This window comes from Kitasatospora sp. NPDC042419 (genome assembly GCF_056437345.1).
This window is the reverse complement of the sequence record NZ_JBWKAW010000037.1, coordinates 1-15,641: the sequence shown is the minus strand read 5'-3', so window position 1 is coordinate 15,641 and position 15,641 is coordinate 1. Positions and strand designations below refer to the sequence as shown.

The 15,641-nt window shown below is 75.8% G+C and carries 12 protein-coding genes and 1 pseudogene; 2 read left to right on the top strand and 11 right to left on the bottom strand.

The features are described 5' to 3' along the window. Nucleotides 1-30 precede the first annotated feature (30 nt). Entirely contained in the window at nt 31-369 is a 339-nt protein-coding gene (locus AC067J_RS38900; RefSeq protein ID WP_478307522.1) for a DUF2218 domain-containing protein, read from the bottom strand. A 267-nt stretch (nt 370-636) separates the two neighbouring features. Between AC067J_RS38900 and AC067J_RS38895 the strand changes: the two are divergent. Beyond that, nucleotides 637-1,017, top strand: a pseudogene (locus AC067J_RS38895) (MarR family winged helix-turn-helix transcriptional regulator); the annotation flags it as partial. Nucleotides 1,018-1,120: 103 nt separating this feature from the next. Here the strand turns inward: AC067J_RS38895 and AC067J_RS38890 are convergent. Further along, nucleotides 1,121-2,098: an EamA family transporter gene (locus AC067J_RS38890; RefSeq protein WP_478307563.1), complete on the bottom strand. Its 978-nt coding sequence runs from the start codon at nt 2,096-2,098 to the stop codon at nt 1,121-1,123. Between the two features lie 109 nt (nt 2,099-2,207). Here AC067J_RS38890 and AC067J_RS38885 point away from each other — a divergent pair, with 109 nt between their 5' ends. Further along, on the top strand, nt 2,208-3,134 hold the full coding sequence (locus tag AC067J_RS38885) for a LysR family transcriptional regulator (protein WP_478307521.1): 927 nt from the start codon (nt 2,208-2,210) through the stop codon (nt 3,132-3,134). 82 nt (nt 3,135-3,216) lie between these two features. On the opposite strand, the gene AC067J_RS38880 is transcribed toward AC067J_RS38885, so the two are convergent. The 9 genes from AC067J_RS38880 to AC067J_RS38840 form a co-directional block, all read right to left on the bottom strand. Further along, the gene (locus tag AC067J_RS38880) at nt 3,217-3,981 is read right to left on the bottom strand and encodes a ZIP family metal transporter (protein ID WP_478307562.1); all 765 of its coding nucleotides are present in this window, start codon (nt 3,979-3,981) and stop codon (nt 3,217-3,219) included. Nucleotides 3,982-4,412: 431 nt separating this feature from the next. After that, entirely contained in the window at nt 4,413-6,083 is a 1,671-nt protein-coding gene (locus AC067J_RS38875; protein WP_478307520.1) for a restriction endonuclease, read from the bottom strand. A gap of 113 nt (nt 6,084-6,196) precedes the next feature. Then, nucleotides 6,197-8,314 carry a hypothetical protein gene (locus AC067J_RS38870; protein ID WP_478307519.1) on the bottom strand — a complete coding sequence of 706 codons (2,118 nt, stop codon included), beginning with the start codon at nt 8,312-8,314 and terminating at the stop codon, nt 6,197-6,199. A 219-nt stretch (nt 8,315-8,533) separates the two neighbouring features. Continuing rightward, nucleotides 8,534-8,848 (bottom strand): cupin domain-containing protein, encoded by a 315-nt coding sequence (locus AC067J_RS38865; protein ID WP_478307518.1) that lies wholly within the window; start codon nt 8,846-8,848, stop codon nt 8,534-8,536. A 203-nt stretch (nt 8,849-9,051) separates the two neighbouring features. Then, nucleotides 9,052-9,708, bottom strand: coding sequence for a YigZ family protein (locus AC067J_RS38860; RefSeq protein WP_478307517.1), 657 nt, complete (start codon nt 9,706-9,708; stop codon nt 9,052-9,054). A 142-nt stretch (nt 9,709-9,850) separates the two neighbouring features. Continuing rightward, nucleotides 9,851-11,140, bottom strand: a complete 1,290-nt coding sequence (locus tag AC067J_RS38855) for a DUF6986 family protein (RefSeq protein WP_478307516.1) — start codon at nt 11,138-11,140, stop codon at nt 9,851-9,853. A 178-nt stretch (nt 11,141-11,318) separates the two neighbouring features. After that, on the bottom strand, nt 11,319-13,082 hold the full coding sequence (locus tag AC067J_RS38850) for a DUF2637 domain-containing protein (protein WP_478307515.1): 1,764 nt from the start codon (nt 13,080-13,082) through the stop codon (nt 11,319-11,321). A gap of 201 nt (nt 13,083-13,283) precedes the next feature. After that, the gene (locus tag AC067J_RS38845; protein WP_478307514.1) at nt 13,284-13,949 is read right to left on the bottom strand and encodes a response regulator transcription factor; all 666 of its coding nucleotides are present in this window, start codon (nt 13,947-13,949) and stop codon (nt 13,284-13,286) included. Continuing rightward, entirely contained in the window at nt 13,901-15,304 is a 1,404-nt protein-coding gene (locus tag AC067J_RS38840; protein ID WP_478307513.1) for a sensor histidine kinase, read from the bottom strand. The genes AC067J_RS38845 and AC067J_RS38840 overlap by 49 nt, the downstream gene beginning before the upstream one ends. Nucleotides 15,305-15,641: the final 337 nt, after the last annotated feature.

Here is a 15,641-nt window from a genome sequence, read left to right as displayed (position 1 = left end):
TCCCGGTCCGTCGGCGGGCCGCCGGCGGGCTCAGTTCGCGGCCGGCTCCTCGTCGTTGCGGTGGACGAGGCCGGTCTCGCCGTTGTCGCGGTGCCACTCGACGACCAGTTCGTCGCGGGCGCCGAAGCGGACCAGGTGGCGGCCGACCACGTCCTCCAGGCCGGGCAGGTTCTCGGTCTCGCCCTCGACCGCGAGCAGCAGCGCGTCGGGGGTGGCCTCCAGCGTGGCGGTGCCCAGGCCGAAGGTGAGGGTGCCGTGGCCGGTCTCCTCGGACCAGTCGGTCTGGATCTTGCGGCCCATGTGGGCGGCGAGCTGCTTGGCGTAGCGGGCGGAACGGTCGGTGGCGACGCGGGCTTCGGAGCGGGGCACGGGCCCTCCAGGGTACGGGGAGGGAACTTAGGTCGCCCTCACTTGAGACTTACGCTAACCCAGATACTGAGTCAGGCTCAACATATTTCCGGCGCCGGTCGCCACCCCGTCCCCCGCCCGGTCCCACCCGGTCCCGCCCAGCCCCTTGCCCGGTCCGTACCCGGTCCGCGCCCGGGCCACCGGCGGGTCGGTGGGCCCTTCGGGCCCGGTTCCGCGCCCGGAGGCGGCCGATACCCTTGGTCGAACACCTGCCGAGGAGAGCCGCCCATGACCACCACGCCGACCGACGACGCGGCGGGCTCCTCCCCTGCCCCGGACGCCGCGCCCGACGCCGTCGGCGACGACACCGTCGGCGGCACCGCCACCGACGCCACCACCGACACCGCCGCCGAGCTGGCCGACGCGATGACCAGGGTGATCAAGCGGATCCGCCGCCTCACCAGCGAACGGCTGGAGCCCTTCGGCATCACCCCCGGCCAGGGCCGCGCCCTGCGGGCCCTGGCGCACGCGCCCGGCTGCGAACTGCCCGACCGGGCGATGCGGCTGAGCGACCTCGCCGACCGGCTGCACATCGCCCCCCGCTCGGCCACCACCGTGGTCGACGCGCTGGAGGAGGCCGGCATGGTCGAGCGCGCCCCGGACCCGGCCGACCGCCGCGCCGTGCGGATCGTGCTGACCGCGGCCGGGCGGTCGGCGGTGGAGCGGATCGGCCAGGTCCGGCACGAGGTCGCCCAGGAGTACTTCGGCCCGGTCAGCCCGGCCGACCAGGACGTGCTGCTGCGGGCTCTGCGGAACGCCGAGGCCGCGTACGCGGCCTCGGCGCCGCCGCGTCGGACGACGTCCCCGTCCGCTCCCCTGTCCCCGTCCGCGCCCTCGTCCCCGGGCGCAGCGCGGTGATCCCGATGCCGGTGATCACCAGCAGTGCGGCGGCGCAGGCCAGCGGGCTGACCGGTTCACCGAGCAGCAGCCAGGCCGAGGACATCCCGAACACCGGCACCAGCAGCGAGTAGGGCGCGACGGCGGTGGCGTCGTAGCCGCGCAGCAGATAGCTCCAGGCGACGAACCCGAAGAGCGTGGAGACCAGTCCGACGTAGCCGATCGCGCCCAGGCCGGCCGGGGTGATCTCGCGCAGTGCGCGCAGGTCGGCCTCCGGCCCCTCGACCAGCAGGGAGAGGGCGAGCAGGGGCAGCGGCGGGACGGCGCTGACCCAGACCATCCAGCGCAGCGCGTCCGGCGGGGCGGCCTTGCGGGTCAGCACGTTGGAGAGGCCCCAGGCGGTCGCGGCGAGGACGACCAGGACGAACGCCCCGACCGGTCCGCCGAGGCCGCGGTCGACGGCGCTCAGTCCGATCCCGGCGAGCGCGACGGCCAGGCCGGCCAGCCGCCGCCCGCCGGGCCGTTCGCCCAGAAGGGCGGCGGCGAAGAGCGCGGTGAAGACGGCCTGCCCCTGGAGCACCAGGGAGGAGAGGCCGGCCGGCATGCCGGCGTGCATGCCCAGGAAGAGCAGGCCGAACTTGACCACCCCGAGCACCAGGCCGACCGCGAGCACCCAGCGGAGGGCGACCCTGGGCGGGCCGACGAAGAAGATCGCCGGGACGGCGACCACGGCGAACCTCAGCGCGCAGAAGAGCAGCGGCGGGAAGTTCTGCAGGCCGACGTGGATGAGGACGAAGTTGAGGCCCCAGACGGCGGCCACCAGGACGGCCAGGGCGATGTGACGCGGGCTCATGCCGCCGCCCGGGGCGGCCTGCGGGGTTGCGCTCATGGATCGAGGATGGCCGCCGCCCACCGTGTAGCACTAGCGATGAATACTGAAGGCCACGTTTTAGTATTGCTTCATGATGGATCTGGGGCGCCTGCGGGCGCTGCACGCGGTGGCTGTGCACGGCTCGGTCGGCGGGGCGGCGGCCGCCCTCGGGTTCACCCCGTCCGCCGTCTCGCAGCAGATCGCCAAGCTGGAGCGGGAGACCAGGACGGTGCTGCTGGAGCGTCAGGGCCGCGGTGTGGTCCTGACGGACGCGGCGCGCGAGCTGGCCGACACCGCGCAGGCCGTCCTGGGCCTGGTGGAGCGGGCCGAGGTGCGGCTGGAGGAGCAGCGCGGCCAGGCGGTCGGGCGGCTGCTGGTGGCGGCCTTCGCCACCGGCGCGCGCGGGCTGATGCCGGGGGTGCTGCGCGATCTGCGCGAGCGGTGCCCGGACCTGGACGTGCGGCTGCTGGAGAGCGACCCGTACCCGGCGGCCGAGCTGGTGGCGCGTGGCGAGGTCGACCTGGCGCTCGTCCAGGACTGGCCGACGGTGCCGCTGCCGGTGCAGGAGGGCCTCTCCCGGCTGGAGCTCGGCCAGGACCCGGTCGACCTGCTGCTGCCCGCCGGCCACCCGCTGGCCGGCCTCGCGGTGGTGCCGGTGGGCCGGCTCGGCGCGCAGCGCTGGATCAGCGTGCCGCCCGGCAACATCTGCCACGACTGGCTGGTCCGCACGCTGCGCGAGGCCGGCGAGGAGCCCGACGTCCACTACCAGGTCGGCGAGTTCGAGACCCAGATCGCGCTGATCGAGGCCGGGCTCGGCGTCGGCCTGGTGCCCCGGCTGGGCCGGGGTGTGCTGCCGCCGGGGGTGGTCGCCCGGCCGGTGGTGCCGGAGCCGACGCGGCGGGTGTTCGCGCTCTGGCGCGCCCAGGCCTCCCGGCGCCCGGCGATCACCGAGGCGCTGGGCGCGCTGCGGGCCCGGTGGGCCGCGACGGCCGGACGAGCGGGCGACGGTGGCGGGTGAGCGGGCGTCCACGGAAGGGTGAGCCGACGGCTGGTCCTGCCGTCGGGTCCGGCCGTCGGGTGACGGCGGACGGGTCAGGCCGTCAGCCGGCGAATCCGATCACCAGCCACATGAAGCCGACGCCCGCGAGGGTGCAGAGCAGCGTGGAGCGCGAGGGGTGCGGACTGTGCGCCTCGGGGAGGATGTCCGAGGTCGCCAGGTAGAGCAGGAAGCCGGCGAAGAACCCCAGGTAGAGGCCGAGCAGGTGCTCAGAGATGGTGAACAGCAGGGTGATCGCGGCGCCCGTCACCGGCGCGAGCGCGTCCGCCGCGAGCAGGGTCAGCGCCCGCCGCTTGTCGTTCCCGTACAGCCGGGTGAGCGTGTAGGTGTTGAAGCCGTCGGCGAAGTCGTGCGCGACCACGGCGATCGCGACCACCGTCCCGACCGTGGTGCCGGCCTGGAAGGCCGCGCCGATCGCGAAGCCGTCCATGAGGCTGTGGCCGACCAGGGCGAGGGCGGCGGTCAGGCCCACGCCCTGCTGCCCGTCGATGCCGGACCGGGTGCGGCCGTGGGAGTGCCCGTGGGCGTGGCCCTGTGCGGACCGCTGGCCGTGGGTGTGTTCGGCGTACTCCTCCTCGTGGCCGCGGTGGATGGCGACCGCCCGCTCGACGATGTGGATGGCCAGGAAGCCCGCCGCGAACATCAGCAGCGCCTGCGGCACCCCGTGGACCTCCTCCGGCGCCTGGTGCAGCGCCTCCGGGAGCAGGTCGAAGGCCACGACGCCGAGCATCAGCCCGGCGGCGAAGCCGAGCACCAGGTGGCGGCGGTCCCCGGTGCGCTGGGCGACCCAGCCGCCCAGCAGCGTCATCAGGAACGCCCCCGCCGCGACCAGGATCGCGGTCACCGCTCCTCCGCCGTGGCGGACCGTCTGTCCATTCCCTCTCCCCCGTGTCCCGCCCGTCCCCGGGCCGACCGCCGACCTGTGCCGGACTGCTCCCCGGCACCCCGCCCTGCGCCGGGTGCCGCCACTCGGCCGGGCCTCCGGTCACCCGGACGCCCGCGCCCCCAGCCTCACGCGGGCCGCCGGGCGGCGCCCGCCGGACCGTCCGTCAGGGTGAGCCGCCCGCAAGGGTCCGGGCCCGGTGCCGGGCCGACCACCGTACTGGACCGGGGGCGACGGTGCGCCCCCGCGGCGGTGCGGGGCTTCGGGCTTCGGGTTCCTGGTTCCGGGTTCCTGGCTCCGGGCTCCGGGCTCCGGGCTCCGGGCTCCGGGCTCCGGGCTCCCCGGGAGCGTCCCGCTCAGCGGCCGGCGGCGAGCGGCAGGCCGAGGTGGGTGCGGGCCAGCTCACGGAAGCCCTCGCCGTCGACGAGGTGGATGTGTCGGTGACCGTCCTCGCCCGTGAGGTCGAGTGCGTCGTCGGTGAACCGGCCGGTGGTCAGCCGGAGCCCGCGCTCGGCCGACTCCTCGCGGACCGCCTCCGCCAGGGTCCGGATCTCCTCCTCCCCCACCGCGTCCGCGCCGCGGGAGGCCCAGACCACCCAGCGGCCGGGGAGCGCGCTGCCGGCCGGTCCCTCGCCGGTGGCCACCAGTCCGGCCTGGCCGCGCAGCCGGACGCTCCACTGCGCCAGCCCGCCCCGGGTGAGCAGTTCGCGGACCAGCTGGGCGAACTCGTTGGCGGAGAGGTCCGGCGCGGCCGGTACGGTGGCGGCCGCCAGTGCCGCCGGCTCGACGCCCGCCCGGGCGTACGGGTCGGGGGTGACGGCGGCGCCGAGCCCGCGCAGCCGGACCAGGGCCTCGTCCTGTTCGGCGTCCGCGTAGACGCCCTCGCCGTCCGGCTCCTCGTCGGGGTCGGCCGGCGGCAGCAGCCTGGTGCGGGCCAGCGCGTCCCGGTCGGCGTCCACGCTCAGCAGGCAGAGCGGCTCGGAGGTGCCCGGCTCGCGCAGCCAGCCGTTGAGCACGACGCCGGCGAGTATCTCGTCGGTGTCGACGGCGTCGGCGGCCTGGAGCGCGCGCAGCGCCAGCCGGGCGACCAGTCGGAGGTAGTCGGCGGCCCGGTCGGCGGGCGGTCGCGGCACCGGGAGGACCTCCCCGTCGGCGCCGAGCCGGTAGCCGGCCAGCGAGGGCGCGACGTCGAGGGACGGCAGGTCGAGGTCGAGCACGGCGGTACGGGTCAGCGGACGGTAGACGGCCCGGCAGGGCGCGGGCAGGTCCTGGGTGGCGGTCTCGGCGGCGGCGAGTGCCCGCTCCAGCAGCGACTCGACGGCGGCCGGCTCGGCCAGCCGGTAGGCCCGGCGGCACTCCTCCAGCGACTCGTTGTACTCGCGGACGGCGCGCGCCCGGGCCTGCTCGGCCTCCTCGTGGGCGCGCCGCTCGTGGTCGGCGGCCGGGCTGCCGGCCTCGGCCCGCCGGGTGCGCCACTCGCGCAGCGCGCGCTGGTGGGTGAGGCGCGCCTGGGCCAGTCCGCGCTGGTAGCCGGAGTCCAGCAGCCGGCGGGACGGGGCCTCGTCGGGGTCGGCGGCCTGCGGTTCGGCCGGCGCGTAGTCCTCCCAGCGCGGCTCCGGGTCGTCCTCGCCCGGCCCGGCCGACGGGCCGTCCGTGGGGTAGGGCCGTGGCTCGTAGCGGCGCAGCTGGCTCTCGAAGTCCATGGCCGAGACGGGCAGCGCGGCCCGCCGCAGCAGGTCGACCAGCCGCTCGTGCTCGGCCTGGACGGTGAGCGTGCGGTGGTGGGTCAGGGCGGCGGCCCGGGCGTGGGCGGCGACGGCCTCGTCACCGCCCGCGCCGTACGGTTCGCCGGGTGCGGGGCCGGACGGCGTGCCGTCCGGCCCCGGGTCGGACGCGCCGGCGGGGCGGCCGGGCAGGCCGTCCCCGTCAGGTTCGTCGACCCCGAGGTCACGGAAGACCGAGGCCAGGAAGCCCGGTCGGGGGGCGGTGAGCGCACCGTCGGACTGGCCGTCTGCTGAGTACTGCATCGGTGGTCGTTCCCCCATGCTCGTCCGGCGCCTGCCCGGGGCGCCCGGCGACCCCGGGGTCCGCCCCTGCCGGACATTGTCCACCGAACGGACGCACCGGTCAGCCAAGCCTCTCAGTTGGTGCGGGTGTTGGTCAGGTGCAGGCCGATGTAGCCGACATAGATCCGGCCACTGCCCGAACAGTCGTCGAGGTAGTGCAGCCTGGGCGCGGTGCGGCCGCCGCCGATCCGCAGGTGGGCGCCCATGAACGCACGCCGGGAGGCGTCCACGCACTCGGGCACCGGCAGCATCCGCTCACGCTTCCACTTGGTGTGGCTGAACACCGTCCGGGACTCGCCGCGCACCGCCTTGCGGGGCGGGAAGCGGTGGCAGCCGGCCGGGGTGCGCTCGCACCACTGCTTGAAGTCGCCGCCGGCCTCGCCGCGCACGGCCGCCTCGGCGTACTCCTGAAGTGCCGTCAGGCCGTCCCAGGTGAGCCTGGCCCAGCCGGTGCCGGCGCAGCGCAGCTCGTCGAGGGCGAGCGCGGCCTTCTGGTCGCCGGTGAAGGTGAGCAGCGGGAACTCGCCCAGCCGGGTCATCAGCTCGGTGAAGGTCGCGGGGGTGCCGGACGGGCCGCCCCGGCGGCCGGAGCGCCTCCCGGGGCCGGCCGGCGCGGGCAGCGGGCGCCCGCGCGACGGTGACGGACCGGCGAACCCGGCCACCGGGGCCGGGCCGGCCACCCCGCCGGGCAGGGTGCAGAGACGGCCGGACGGCGCGCGCCCCGGGCCGCCGCCGTGCCGGGTGGTACCACCGGCGGGTCCGGAGGTGCCGGGCCCGGAGGGGGACTGCTCCCCCGGCGCGGGCGGGCGCGCCACCGGTGCCCGCCCGGCGCGGCGGCGGCGCTCGCGGCGCAGGCTGTGCCGGATCCGCTCCAGTTCGTCCGCCCGGGCCTGCTGCTCGGCGAGGTCCTGCCGTTCCTCGCGGGCGAGCGCCGCCGACTCGGCCGGGGCCGCGGCGTCGGGGCAGGCTCCGGCCCGTGCGGACGGGCGGGCCCCGGTCGGGGACGCGGACGACGCCGGGACCTCGGGCGCGAGCGGGGACGGGGACCGTGGCGCGAGCGGGGACGAGTACGGGGACCGGGGCGGGGGCGGGGCCACCCTGAGCACCGGGACGGCGGCCAGTACGGGCGGCAGCGGCAGTTCGGCGGCGATCCGGCGCGGCTCGCGGGCCAGCAGCCCGGCGGCCCGGCGGAGGTCCTCCTCGATCCGGCGCCGGGCCAGCACGGGGTGCCGGGCACCGTCGTGCCGGGAGGCCGGGTCCACCTCGGGGAGGTAGGTGCGCACCGCCCCGCCGTAGACGGTGTGGTGCTCCAGCGCGACGTTGAACCGCGTCCGGGCGCCCGGGTCGAGGACGTAGGCGGTGGCGAGGCCGGGCAGCTGGTCGCAGAGCGGGCCGACCACCTCCGCGAGCCACTGGTCGACGGCGTGGCCGGCCGGGACGCTGGCGACCACGACGGGCATCCGGCGGTCGGGGTCGCAGAGCTCGTCGATCAGGTCGTCGACCCCGGTGGCGGTGAGCACCCGCGGCACGGTCTGGACGGCGACCGGTCCGTCCGCGGCGTCGAGCAGCGGAAGCAGGGTGCGGGCGGGCTCGGGCACCGGAACCCGGCCGGGTGTCCGCACACCGCTGTCGGTGATGTGCGTCTCGGCCTCCAGCCTCACCCAGGTCGGGCCCGTGGGCCCGGTCGCGACGGTGACGGTGAGCTGGGCGGTCCCGTGCGGGGCCGGGGTGCGGAGCCGGCGGCGGTCGTAGCGGCCGGCGGCGGGGGCGTGGTCCGCGGCCGACCCCGGCCCGGCGGCGCGCAGGAGTACGGCGCGGAGCGGGCCCCCGTCGCGGTCGAGCAGGACGCGGTCGCCCAGCCGGAGGCGTTCGGCCGGCGGGCCGGGGAGGGCCGCGGCGGCCTCGGCGGGTACGAAGGCGGGTTCGAAGGGGGGTACGGAGGGGGCGGGTACAGGTGCGGTTACGGGCGCAGGGGCAGGTGCAGGCGCAGGTGCGACGGGCGTCGCTTCGACGGGCGGGGGTTCCTCGTACCCCTCCTGTTTCAGCCAGTCGGCGAGGTGCCGGTCGGCCAACGCGACGGCGTCGGCGTGCGGGAGCGCGGTGGTGACGGTCATCCGGTAGGGCGTCGCGGGGCCTCTGGAGCCGGACGGACCGGCATGGGCGGGCGACGACGGGGAGCGGTCCGAGGTCATGCGCGTACCTCCGTGGTGCGGTGGTGGGGTCCCGTGTCCTCCATCGATGGGTCATTGGTCCGGTTCGCCGGACCTTGCCCAGGAAACGCCATAGCCCGGAGCGGAAGTTCCAACTCCGGGCCACGTCAATACGTTCGAGTGAATCTGCTCAAGCCGCCCTGGCGCGTTCGGCGACGATCTGCTCCAGCGTCGGCGGCGGTTCCGGCGGAGCGTCCGGGCTCAGTCCCCGCAGTGCTCCGCGCCGCTGCGGCTCCACTCCGGCACCGGTACCGGCACGGCCAGCGGGCACCCCTCCGGGGCCTCGTAGTCGGCGACCAGGACGACGGGGACGGTCCCGTGGTTGTGGCCGACGTGGATGTGCACCGGTCCGGCCTGTTCGACCAGCGAGTCCCCGGCGCGGCTGACCTCGACCCGGCCGTCGTGCAGGGTCCGGGTGAGCGTCCCGGAGAGCACCACGACGTCGACCCGGCCGGGATGGTAGTGCCAGCCGGTGCCCTCCCCCGGTGCCAGCGTGATGGTCTGGACGACGGGCATCGCGGCCTCGGCTCCCTGGTCGGCGGATCCGACCAGGCTAGGCAGGGCACGCCGGGCCCGAAACCGGCCGGTCCTGATCTGTCCGAAAACCTGTCCGGATCCGGTGCCGCCGCGTGAAGCCCGTCCGAGGGAGCACCGGCCGGTGGGCACCGGGGCCCGACGGGACACCGACCACGGGACACCGACCCCTGCGGGGCAACGGCTCAGACCGGCACCTCGACGTACGTGCGGCCCGCCGCCACCGCGACGGCCGTGCCCCCGGTCGCCTCCGCCAGCCAGGTGTGGAACGCCGCGACCTCCGGCTCCGGCACCCCGACCTCGATCCGCACCCCGGCCGCCTCGTAGCCGAGGTCGCTCACCGTGTACCCGGCCGCCCGCAGGTCGTTCTCCACCCGCCCGGCCCGGGTGTGGCCGGCCGTCACCGCCAGCAGCGCCACCGGCCGCCGCTCCAGCAGCCCGACCTCGTCCAGCGCCTCCGACACCGCGCTGCCGTACGCCCGCACCAGGCCGCCCGCACCCAGCTTGATCCCGCCGAAGTACCGCGTCACCACGGCCACCGTGTCGGTCACCCCGCGCCGGCGCAGGACCTCCAGCATCGGTACGCCGGCCGTCCCGCCGGGCTCGCCGTCGTCGCTGGACCGCTCGCGGCGCTGCTCGTCCCCGACCACGAAGGCGGTGCAGTTGTGCCGGGCGTCCCAGTACTGCTTGCGGATGCCCGCGATGAACGCCTGGGCCTCGTCCTCGTCGGCGACCCGGGCGAGGTGGCAGATGAACCGCGACTTCTTGATCTCGGTCTCGTGGCTGCCCGCGCCCCGGATGGTGAGGTACTGCCTGGGGGTCGGCTCCGGCGTGGCGGACATGGCGCGGCGGTTCTCCCGGAGGACGGCGGGGCGGGCGGGCGGGCGCCCCCGGACCTGCGGCCCGGGCGGCCCCGCCAGCCTAACCCCGGCCGCCGGGCTGCCGGGTTCCCCGTCGACCGCGGTCGGCCCCGGCCGGCCCCGGTCAGCGCCCGGCCAGCGACTCCAGCCGGGCCCGGTCCAGGCCGGTCGCCGCGACGACCTCGGCGAGGTCGACCGCACCGCAGTCCAGCCCGCGCAGCACGTAGCCGCTGAGCGCCCGGGCGGTGGCCGGCTCGTCCATCACCTCGCCGCCCGCCTTGGCGACGTAGGCGGCCAGCCTGGCGCCCGCGGCCGCCAGTCCCTCGCGGTAGAAGGAGTAGACCGCGACGTAGCGGGTCGGCAGGTGGGCCGGGTGCATGTCCCAGCCCTGGTAGTAGGCGCGGGCCAGCGAGCGGCGGACCAGGTCGTGGTGGAGCTTCCAGGCGGCGTGCACCTGCGCGGTGGAGCCGGTCGGGATCACGTTGGTCGAGCCGTCCGAGAGCCGGACCCCGGTGCCGGCGGCGGCCACCTGCATCACCGCCTTGGCGTGGTCGGCGACCGGGTGGTCCATGCTCTGGTACGCGGCGCCGACCCCGCAGGAGGCGCTGTAGTCGAAGGTCCCGTAGTGCAGTCCGGTGGCCCGCCCCTCGGCCGCCTCGATCATCCGGGCGACGGTGGCCCGGCCGTCCGGCCCGAGGATCGCCTGAGTGGTCTCGATCTGGATCTCGAAGCCGAGCCGGCCGGACGGCAGCCCGGCGGCGCGCTCGAAGTCGGCCAGCAGCCGGACCAGGGCGGTGACCTGCTCGGCGTAGGTCACCTTGGGCAGGGTCAGCAGCAGCCCGTCGGGCAGGCCGCCGTGGGAGAGCAGGGTGGTGAGGAAGAGCTCCAGGGTGCGGATCCCCCGGTCGCGGACGGCCGCTTCCATGCACTTGGTCCGGATGCCGACGTACGGCGGTGCGCTGCCGTCCGCCACCGCCGCGGCGACCAGCTCGGCGGCGCGGACGGCGGCGGCGTCCTCCTCCGCGTCGGGGCGTGCGCCGTAGCCGTCCTCGAAGTCGATCCGCAGGTCCTCGACGGGTTCGCGTTCCAGCTTGGCCCGGACCCGGGCGTGCACGTCGGCGAGCAGCGCGTCGTCCGCCACGCCGAGCGCGCGGGCCAGCTCGGCCGGGGTCCCGGCGTGGGTGTCGAACACCTCCAGCGCCCGGCGGCCCCACGTCCGCACGGTGTCGGCGGCGAAGGCGTCGGCCGGCACGTAGACGGTGTGGACCGGCTGGCGGGTGCCGGGGTCGCCCGGGTAGCGGCGGGCCAGGTCGGCGTCGACCGGTGCGAGCAACGCGTCCACTGCGGCGCGGGCGGCTGCGGAGAACCCGGCTCCGCCCGTCGGCCCGGTAGCGCCCACCTCGACCTGCGACATCCGTACTCCTCACGCCGGCATGCGCGCGGGGCCCGTGCCAGGCCAGCGCTTCAACAGTTTGTTGAGGCGAAGGTAGACCGGCCGGGGTCGGGCGTCAATGGCCGACCGAGCGGCGGACGGGGGCCTGCGGGCGCGCGCGGCGGGGTGGCGGTGGGGTCGCGGTGGGGTCGCGTCCGGGTCAGTCCCGCCCGGAGGCGGCATAGCGGTCACGCAGCTCCGGGATGAGCTCGGCGACCTCCTTCGGGTGCACCGAACCGTCCGGGCGGTTGCCGGTCACGCCGTACTCCTTGGTCAGCCAGTCGGCGAGCCGCTGCGGGTCGGGGTGGTTCTCGAAGGTGTCGATGTAGCTGACCAGCGCCTCGTACGCGACCTCCGGGTCCAGCCGGTACGAGCCCGGACGCGGCGCGGGGCCGATCGGACGCTCCGGGCGCCCGCCGGAGCCCGTCCTCTCCGGGAACTGCGGCGCCTCGGGGAAGTCCGGCACCTCGGGGAAGTCCGGCGCGGCCTCGAAGCCGGCCCCCTGCGGGCGGCCCGCCTCCGCCGCCGACTCCGCGTAGTCGCCGTACCCGGGCTGCTCGGTGTACTCGGGCTGCTCCGCGTACTCCACCCGCTCGGCGTATCCGACGGCCTGCCCGGCGTACGGTGCCGCGGCCGGGCCGCCCTGGGCGGCGGCCGCCTGCGGAACCGGCTGCGCGGCCGGCCGGGTCACCGGCTGCACCTCCGGCTCGGTCGGACGCGGCGGCTTGAACCACGGCGAGGCCTGGCCGGGCACCCGGCCGCCCGGCGCGCCGTCGTCCTGGTGGCCGGTGGTCCGCACCGCGCGCTCGGTCCAGACGTTCAGCTCCTCCTGCGGCTGCGCCGGGGCCTGCTGCGCCTCGCCCTCCGGCTCCTGAGCCGCCCTCAGCCGCACCGCGGCGAGCTTGGCCAGCATCGGCGCGGCCACCTCGGCGGGCATCGGCGCCACCCCGGCCGGAGCCGCCTCGGCCGCGGACGACGGCTGCTCCTGGACGGGCTGCTCCTGGACCGGCCGGCCCTGGACCGGCTGCTGGGCCTGCCCCTGCGGTCCGGGCCCGCCGGCCTGCGCCGGCTGCTGGACGTGGACCTGCGCCCGCGGCGCCGCCGGCACCGGAACCTGCGGTCCGGCCTGGGGCCCGGTCTTGGTGAGCTCCTGCGGCCCGCCCTCGACGGCCGCCGGCGCGAGAGCGCCCGCCGCGCGCGCCTCCTGGACCGCGCGCGCCTCCTTGCCCTCCTGGGCGACCCGGGCCTCCTCGTCCAGCCGGTCGAGCACCGCCGGATCGAGCGGCACCCCGTACTTGGCCAGCTTGAGCGGCAGCAGCGCCTGGATCGGCGCCGAGCGGCGCCAGCCGCGCCCGTACCGGAAGCGCAGCTGCGCCCGGTAGACCAGCCGGTTCTGCTCCAGCCGCACGACCTCGTCGTACGAGCGCAGCTCCCAGAGCTTCATCCGCCGCCAGAGCCGGAAGGTCGGCACCGGGGAGAGCAGCCAGCGCATCATCCGGACCGACTCCATGTGCCGGTCCGCGGTGATCGCGGCGATCCGGCCGACGGCGTGCCGGGAGGCCTCGACCACGACGACGAACAGCACCGGGATGACCGCGTGCATGCCCATGCCGAGCGGGTCGCCCCAGGAGGCGGCGGCGTTGAAGGCGATGGTGGCGACGGTCAGCAGCCACGCGGTCTGCCGCAGAAGCGGGAACGGGATGCGCAGCCAGGTCAGCACCAGGTCCAGTGCGAGCAGCACCACGATGCCGGCGTCCACGCCGATCGGGAAGGCGTACGAGAAGGTGCCGAAGCCCTTCTCCGCGGCCAGGTCCCGCACCGCGTTGTACGAGCCCGCGAAGCCGATGCCGGAGATCAGGCAGGCCCCGGCCGCGACAAGGCCGAGCAGGCTCCGATGGGCCTTGGTGAGCGGTGGGCGTGCCATTACGTCTATCAACCCCTGGATGTCGGCTGCGGCCGTACGCTGCCCCCGGCTGCCGGTTCCCGCTTGTCGGGGCGCCGGACGGCTCAGCGACCTCCGGGCTCGGCCCACCGGAGTTTACTCGCACGCCTGTTTCAGCGTTTCCGCAGCCCGGACTGTCACCCTCCGCCCGCCCCGGCTCCGCACCGGGGACCGGGCGGGGTGTCAGCCGGTCCGTTCCGCCGTGCCGTTGAGGTAGGCGAGCACCGCCATGACCCGGCGGTTGGCGTCGTCGGCCGGGGCGAGCTCCAGCTTGGTGAAGATGTTGGCGATGTGCTTGGCCACCGCACCGTCGCTCACCACCAGCCGGGCCGCGATCGCGGAGTTGGAACAGCCCTCCGCCATCAGCTCCAGCACCTCCCGCTCACGCGGCGAGAGCCGCTGGAGCGGCCCCGGCCGCCGGGCGGTGCTCTGCATCAGCTTGGCGATGACGTCCGGGTCCATCGCCGTACCGCCGGCCGCCACCCGCCGGACCGCGTCGATGAACTGGTCGGCGTTGAAGACCCGGTCCTTCAGCAGGTACCCGATCCCGCCGGTGCCGTCCGCGAGCAACTCCCGCGCGTACAGCTGCTGGACGTGCTGCGACAGCACCAGCACCGGCAGGCCCGGGATCTCCCGCCGGGCCTGGAGCGCCGCCTGCAGCCCCTCGTCGGTGAGCGTCGGCGGCAGCCGAACGTCGACCACGGCGACGTCGGGACGGTGCGTCAGCAGTGCGTCCAGCAGTTCCGGGCCGGTCTCGACGGCGGCCGCGATGGTGAAGCCGTGCGCTTCCAGCAGCCGGATCAGGCCTTCGCGAAGGAGGTAGAGGTCCTCGGCGAGGACAACTCGCACGGCAGCTCCAAGGTGATGGTGGTCGGACCGCCCGACGTACTGTCGATGGCGAGGACACCGTCGAAGGTACCCAATCGGCGCTCGATCCCGCGCAGCCCGGTCCCCCGGGCCGGGTCCGCCACACCTACTCCGTCATCCGTCACCGTGACCCGCAGCCGCCCGGCCCGGTACATGATGTCCACCCACACCTGCTCCGCACCCGAGTGCTTGGCCGCGTTGGCCAGCAGCTCGCAGATGCTGAAGTAGGCCGTCGCCTCGACCGGCGCCGCCAGGCGGTCCGGCAGGCTCACGCACACCTCGGTCGGCAGCGCGGAGTCCAGCGCCAGCGCACGGACCGCGTCGCCCAGGCCGCGCTCGGCCAGCACCGGCGGGTGGATGCCGCGGACCAGGTCGCGCAGCTCCTGGAGCGCCCGGGCCGAGGACTGCCGGGCCTCCGAGAGGAGCTCCCGCGCCGCCTTCGGATCGGTCTCCATCAGGTGCTCGATCGTGCCCAGCGTCATCCCGATCGCCACCAGCCGCGCCTGGGCACCGTCGTGCAGGTCCCGCTCGATCCGCCGCAGCTCGGCCGCCTGGTTTCCGACCGCGTCCGCCCGGGTCTCGGTCAGCTCCGCCACCCGCTTGGTCAGCTGGGCGTGCGAGGCCCGGCCGTCCTGGTCCAGCACCCGGCGGGCCAGCTCCGCGTAGCCGCGCACCGCGTACGGCGCCGCCAGCACAGCGAGGCCGAGCAGCGCGAACCCCAGCAGGACGGCGCCCAGCGCCGAGCCGGTGGGCGTCGGCCCGAACTGCCGGTAGTCCTGCACCGCGGACGTCAGGTACGCCGCCCCGCCCACGATGAGCCCGAACACCATCGCCGCGAGGGACGCGACGGCGAGCGGACCGACCAGCAGCCAGAGCAGCTCCGACCGCGTCGCCCGGTCCCGCGCCGACCAGTGCAGCAGCTGCGCGAACCTCGCCACCGAGTGGGACCGGTGGTACGAGTACCCCGTCCACCAGTGCCCGCGCTCGTCCGCCTCCAGCGCCGGCCGGGGGCTGTACTCGACGGGCAGCCGTATCCCGTACCACCGCAGGAGCTGGGCCCGCGTGCGGGCCGCGCACCGGCGCACGAAGAACCCCGCCACCACGACGCCCGCGGTGAGCCCGGCCACCAGCGCGAAGAGGGCCGCCGGGTAGTAGTACTCCATGAGCCAGGCGACGGTGGCGCCCGAGAAGAACGCCCCCAGGACCGGCAGCACCACGACCGGCACCATGCCCAGCACCAGCAACGCCAGCCGTGCCAGCCCGCGACCGCCCGACGCCAGCGCAGTCTCGGCCTGGGCGCGCACGGTGCCGCCGCTGAATCGACTCTCTGCTGTCACGGGTACTCCTGGTGCTGGTGCTGGTACTGATGGCGGCCGGCCTGTCGGACCGTCCCGGTCAAGTCTTCCCTGCGCGTGCCGGCCGGGCACTGGCCGTCTTACCCCGATTCCGAGGTGGTGCTAGGTCCACCCTCTGGTGGTGGGGGGTTCGGGGACTCCGTCCGGTTCTTCTGCCGCATTTCCCGGATTCCCGGGATACCAGGGCTTCCCGGACTTCCCGGGTTTCCCGGGTTTCCCGGCAGAACGCAAAGAACCCCCGTCCGGATCCCGGACGGGGGTTCTTTGTGAATGATTGTTCGGCGGCGTCCTACTCTCCCACAGGGTCCCCCCTGCAGTA

Excerpts from the sequence above, each read along its gene's own strand:
- AC067J_RS38890 (WP_478307563.1), bottom strand. The coding sequence starts at position 2,098 with ATGAGCCCGCGTCACATCGCCCTGGCCGTCCTGGTGGCCGCCGTCTGG.
- AC067J_RS38885 (WP_478307521.1), top strand. The coding sequence starts at position 2,208 with ATGATGGATCTGGGGCGCCTGCGGGCGCTGCACGCGGTGGCTGTGCAC.
- AC067J_RS38850 (WP_478307515.1), bottom strand. The coding sequence starts at position 13,082 with ATGGCACGCCCACCGCTCACCAAGGCCCATCGGAGCCTGCTCGGCCTT.
- AC067J_RS38860 (WP_478307517.1), bottom strand. The coding sequence starts at position 9,708 with ATGTCCGCCACGCCGGAGCCGACCCCCAGGCAGTACCTCACCATCCGG.
- AC067J_RS38880 (WP_478307562.1), bottom strand. The coding sequence starts at position 3,981 with ATGACGCTGCTGGGCGGCTGGGTCGCCCAGCGCACCGGGGACCGCCGC.
- AC067J_RS38870 (WP_478307519.1), bottom strand. The coding sequence starts at position 8,314 with ATGACCTCGGACCGCTCCCCGTCGTCGCCCGCCCATGCCGGTCCGTCC.
- AC067J_RS38875 (WP_478307520.1), bottom strand. The coding sequence starts at position 6,083 with ATGCAGTACTCAGCAGACGGCCAGTCCGACGGTGCGCTCACCGCCCCC.
- AC067J_RS38855 (WP_478307516.1), bottom strand. The coding sequence starts at position 11,140 with ATGTCGCAGGTCGAGGTGGGCGCTACCGGGCCGACGGGCGGAGCCGGG.
- AC067J_RS38865 (WP_478307518.1), bottom strand. The coding sequence starts at position 8,848 with ATGCCCGTCGTCCAGACCATCACGCTGGCACCGGGGGAGGGCACCGGC.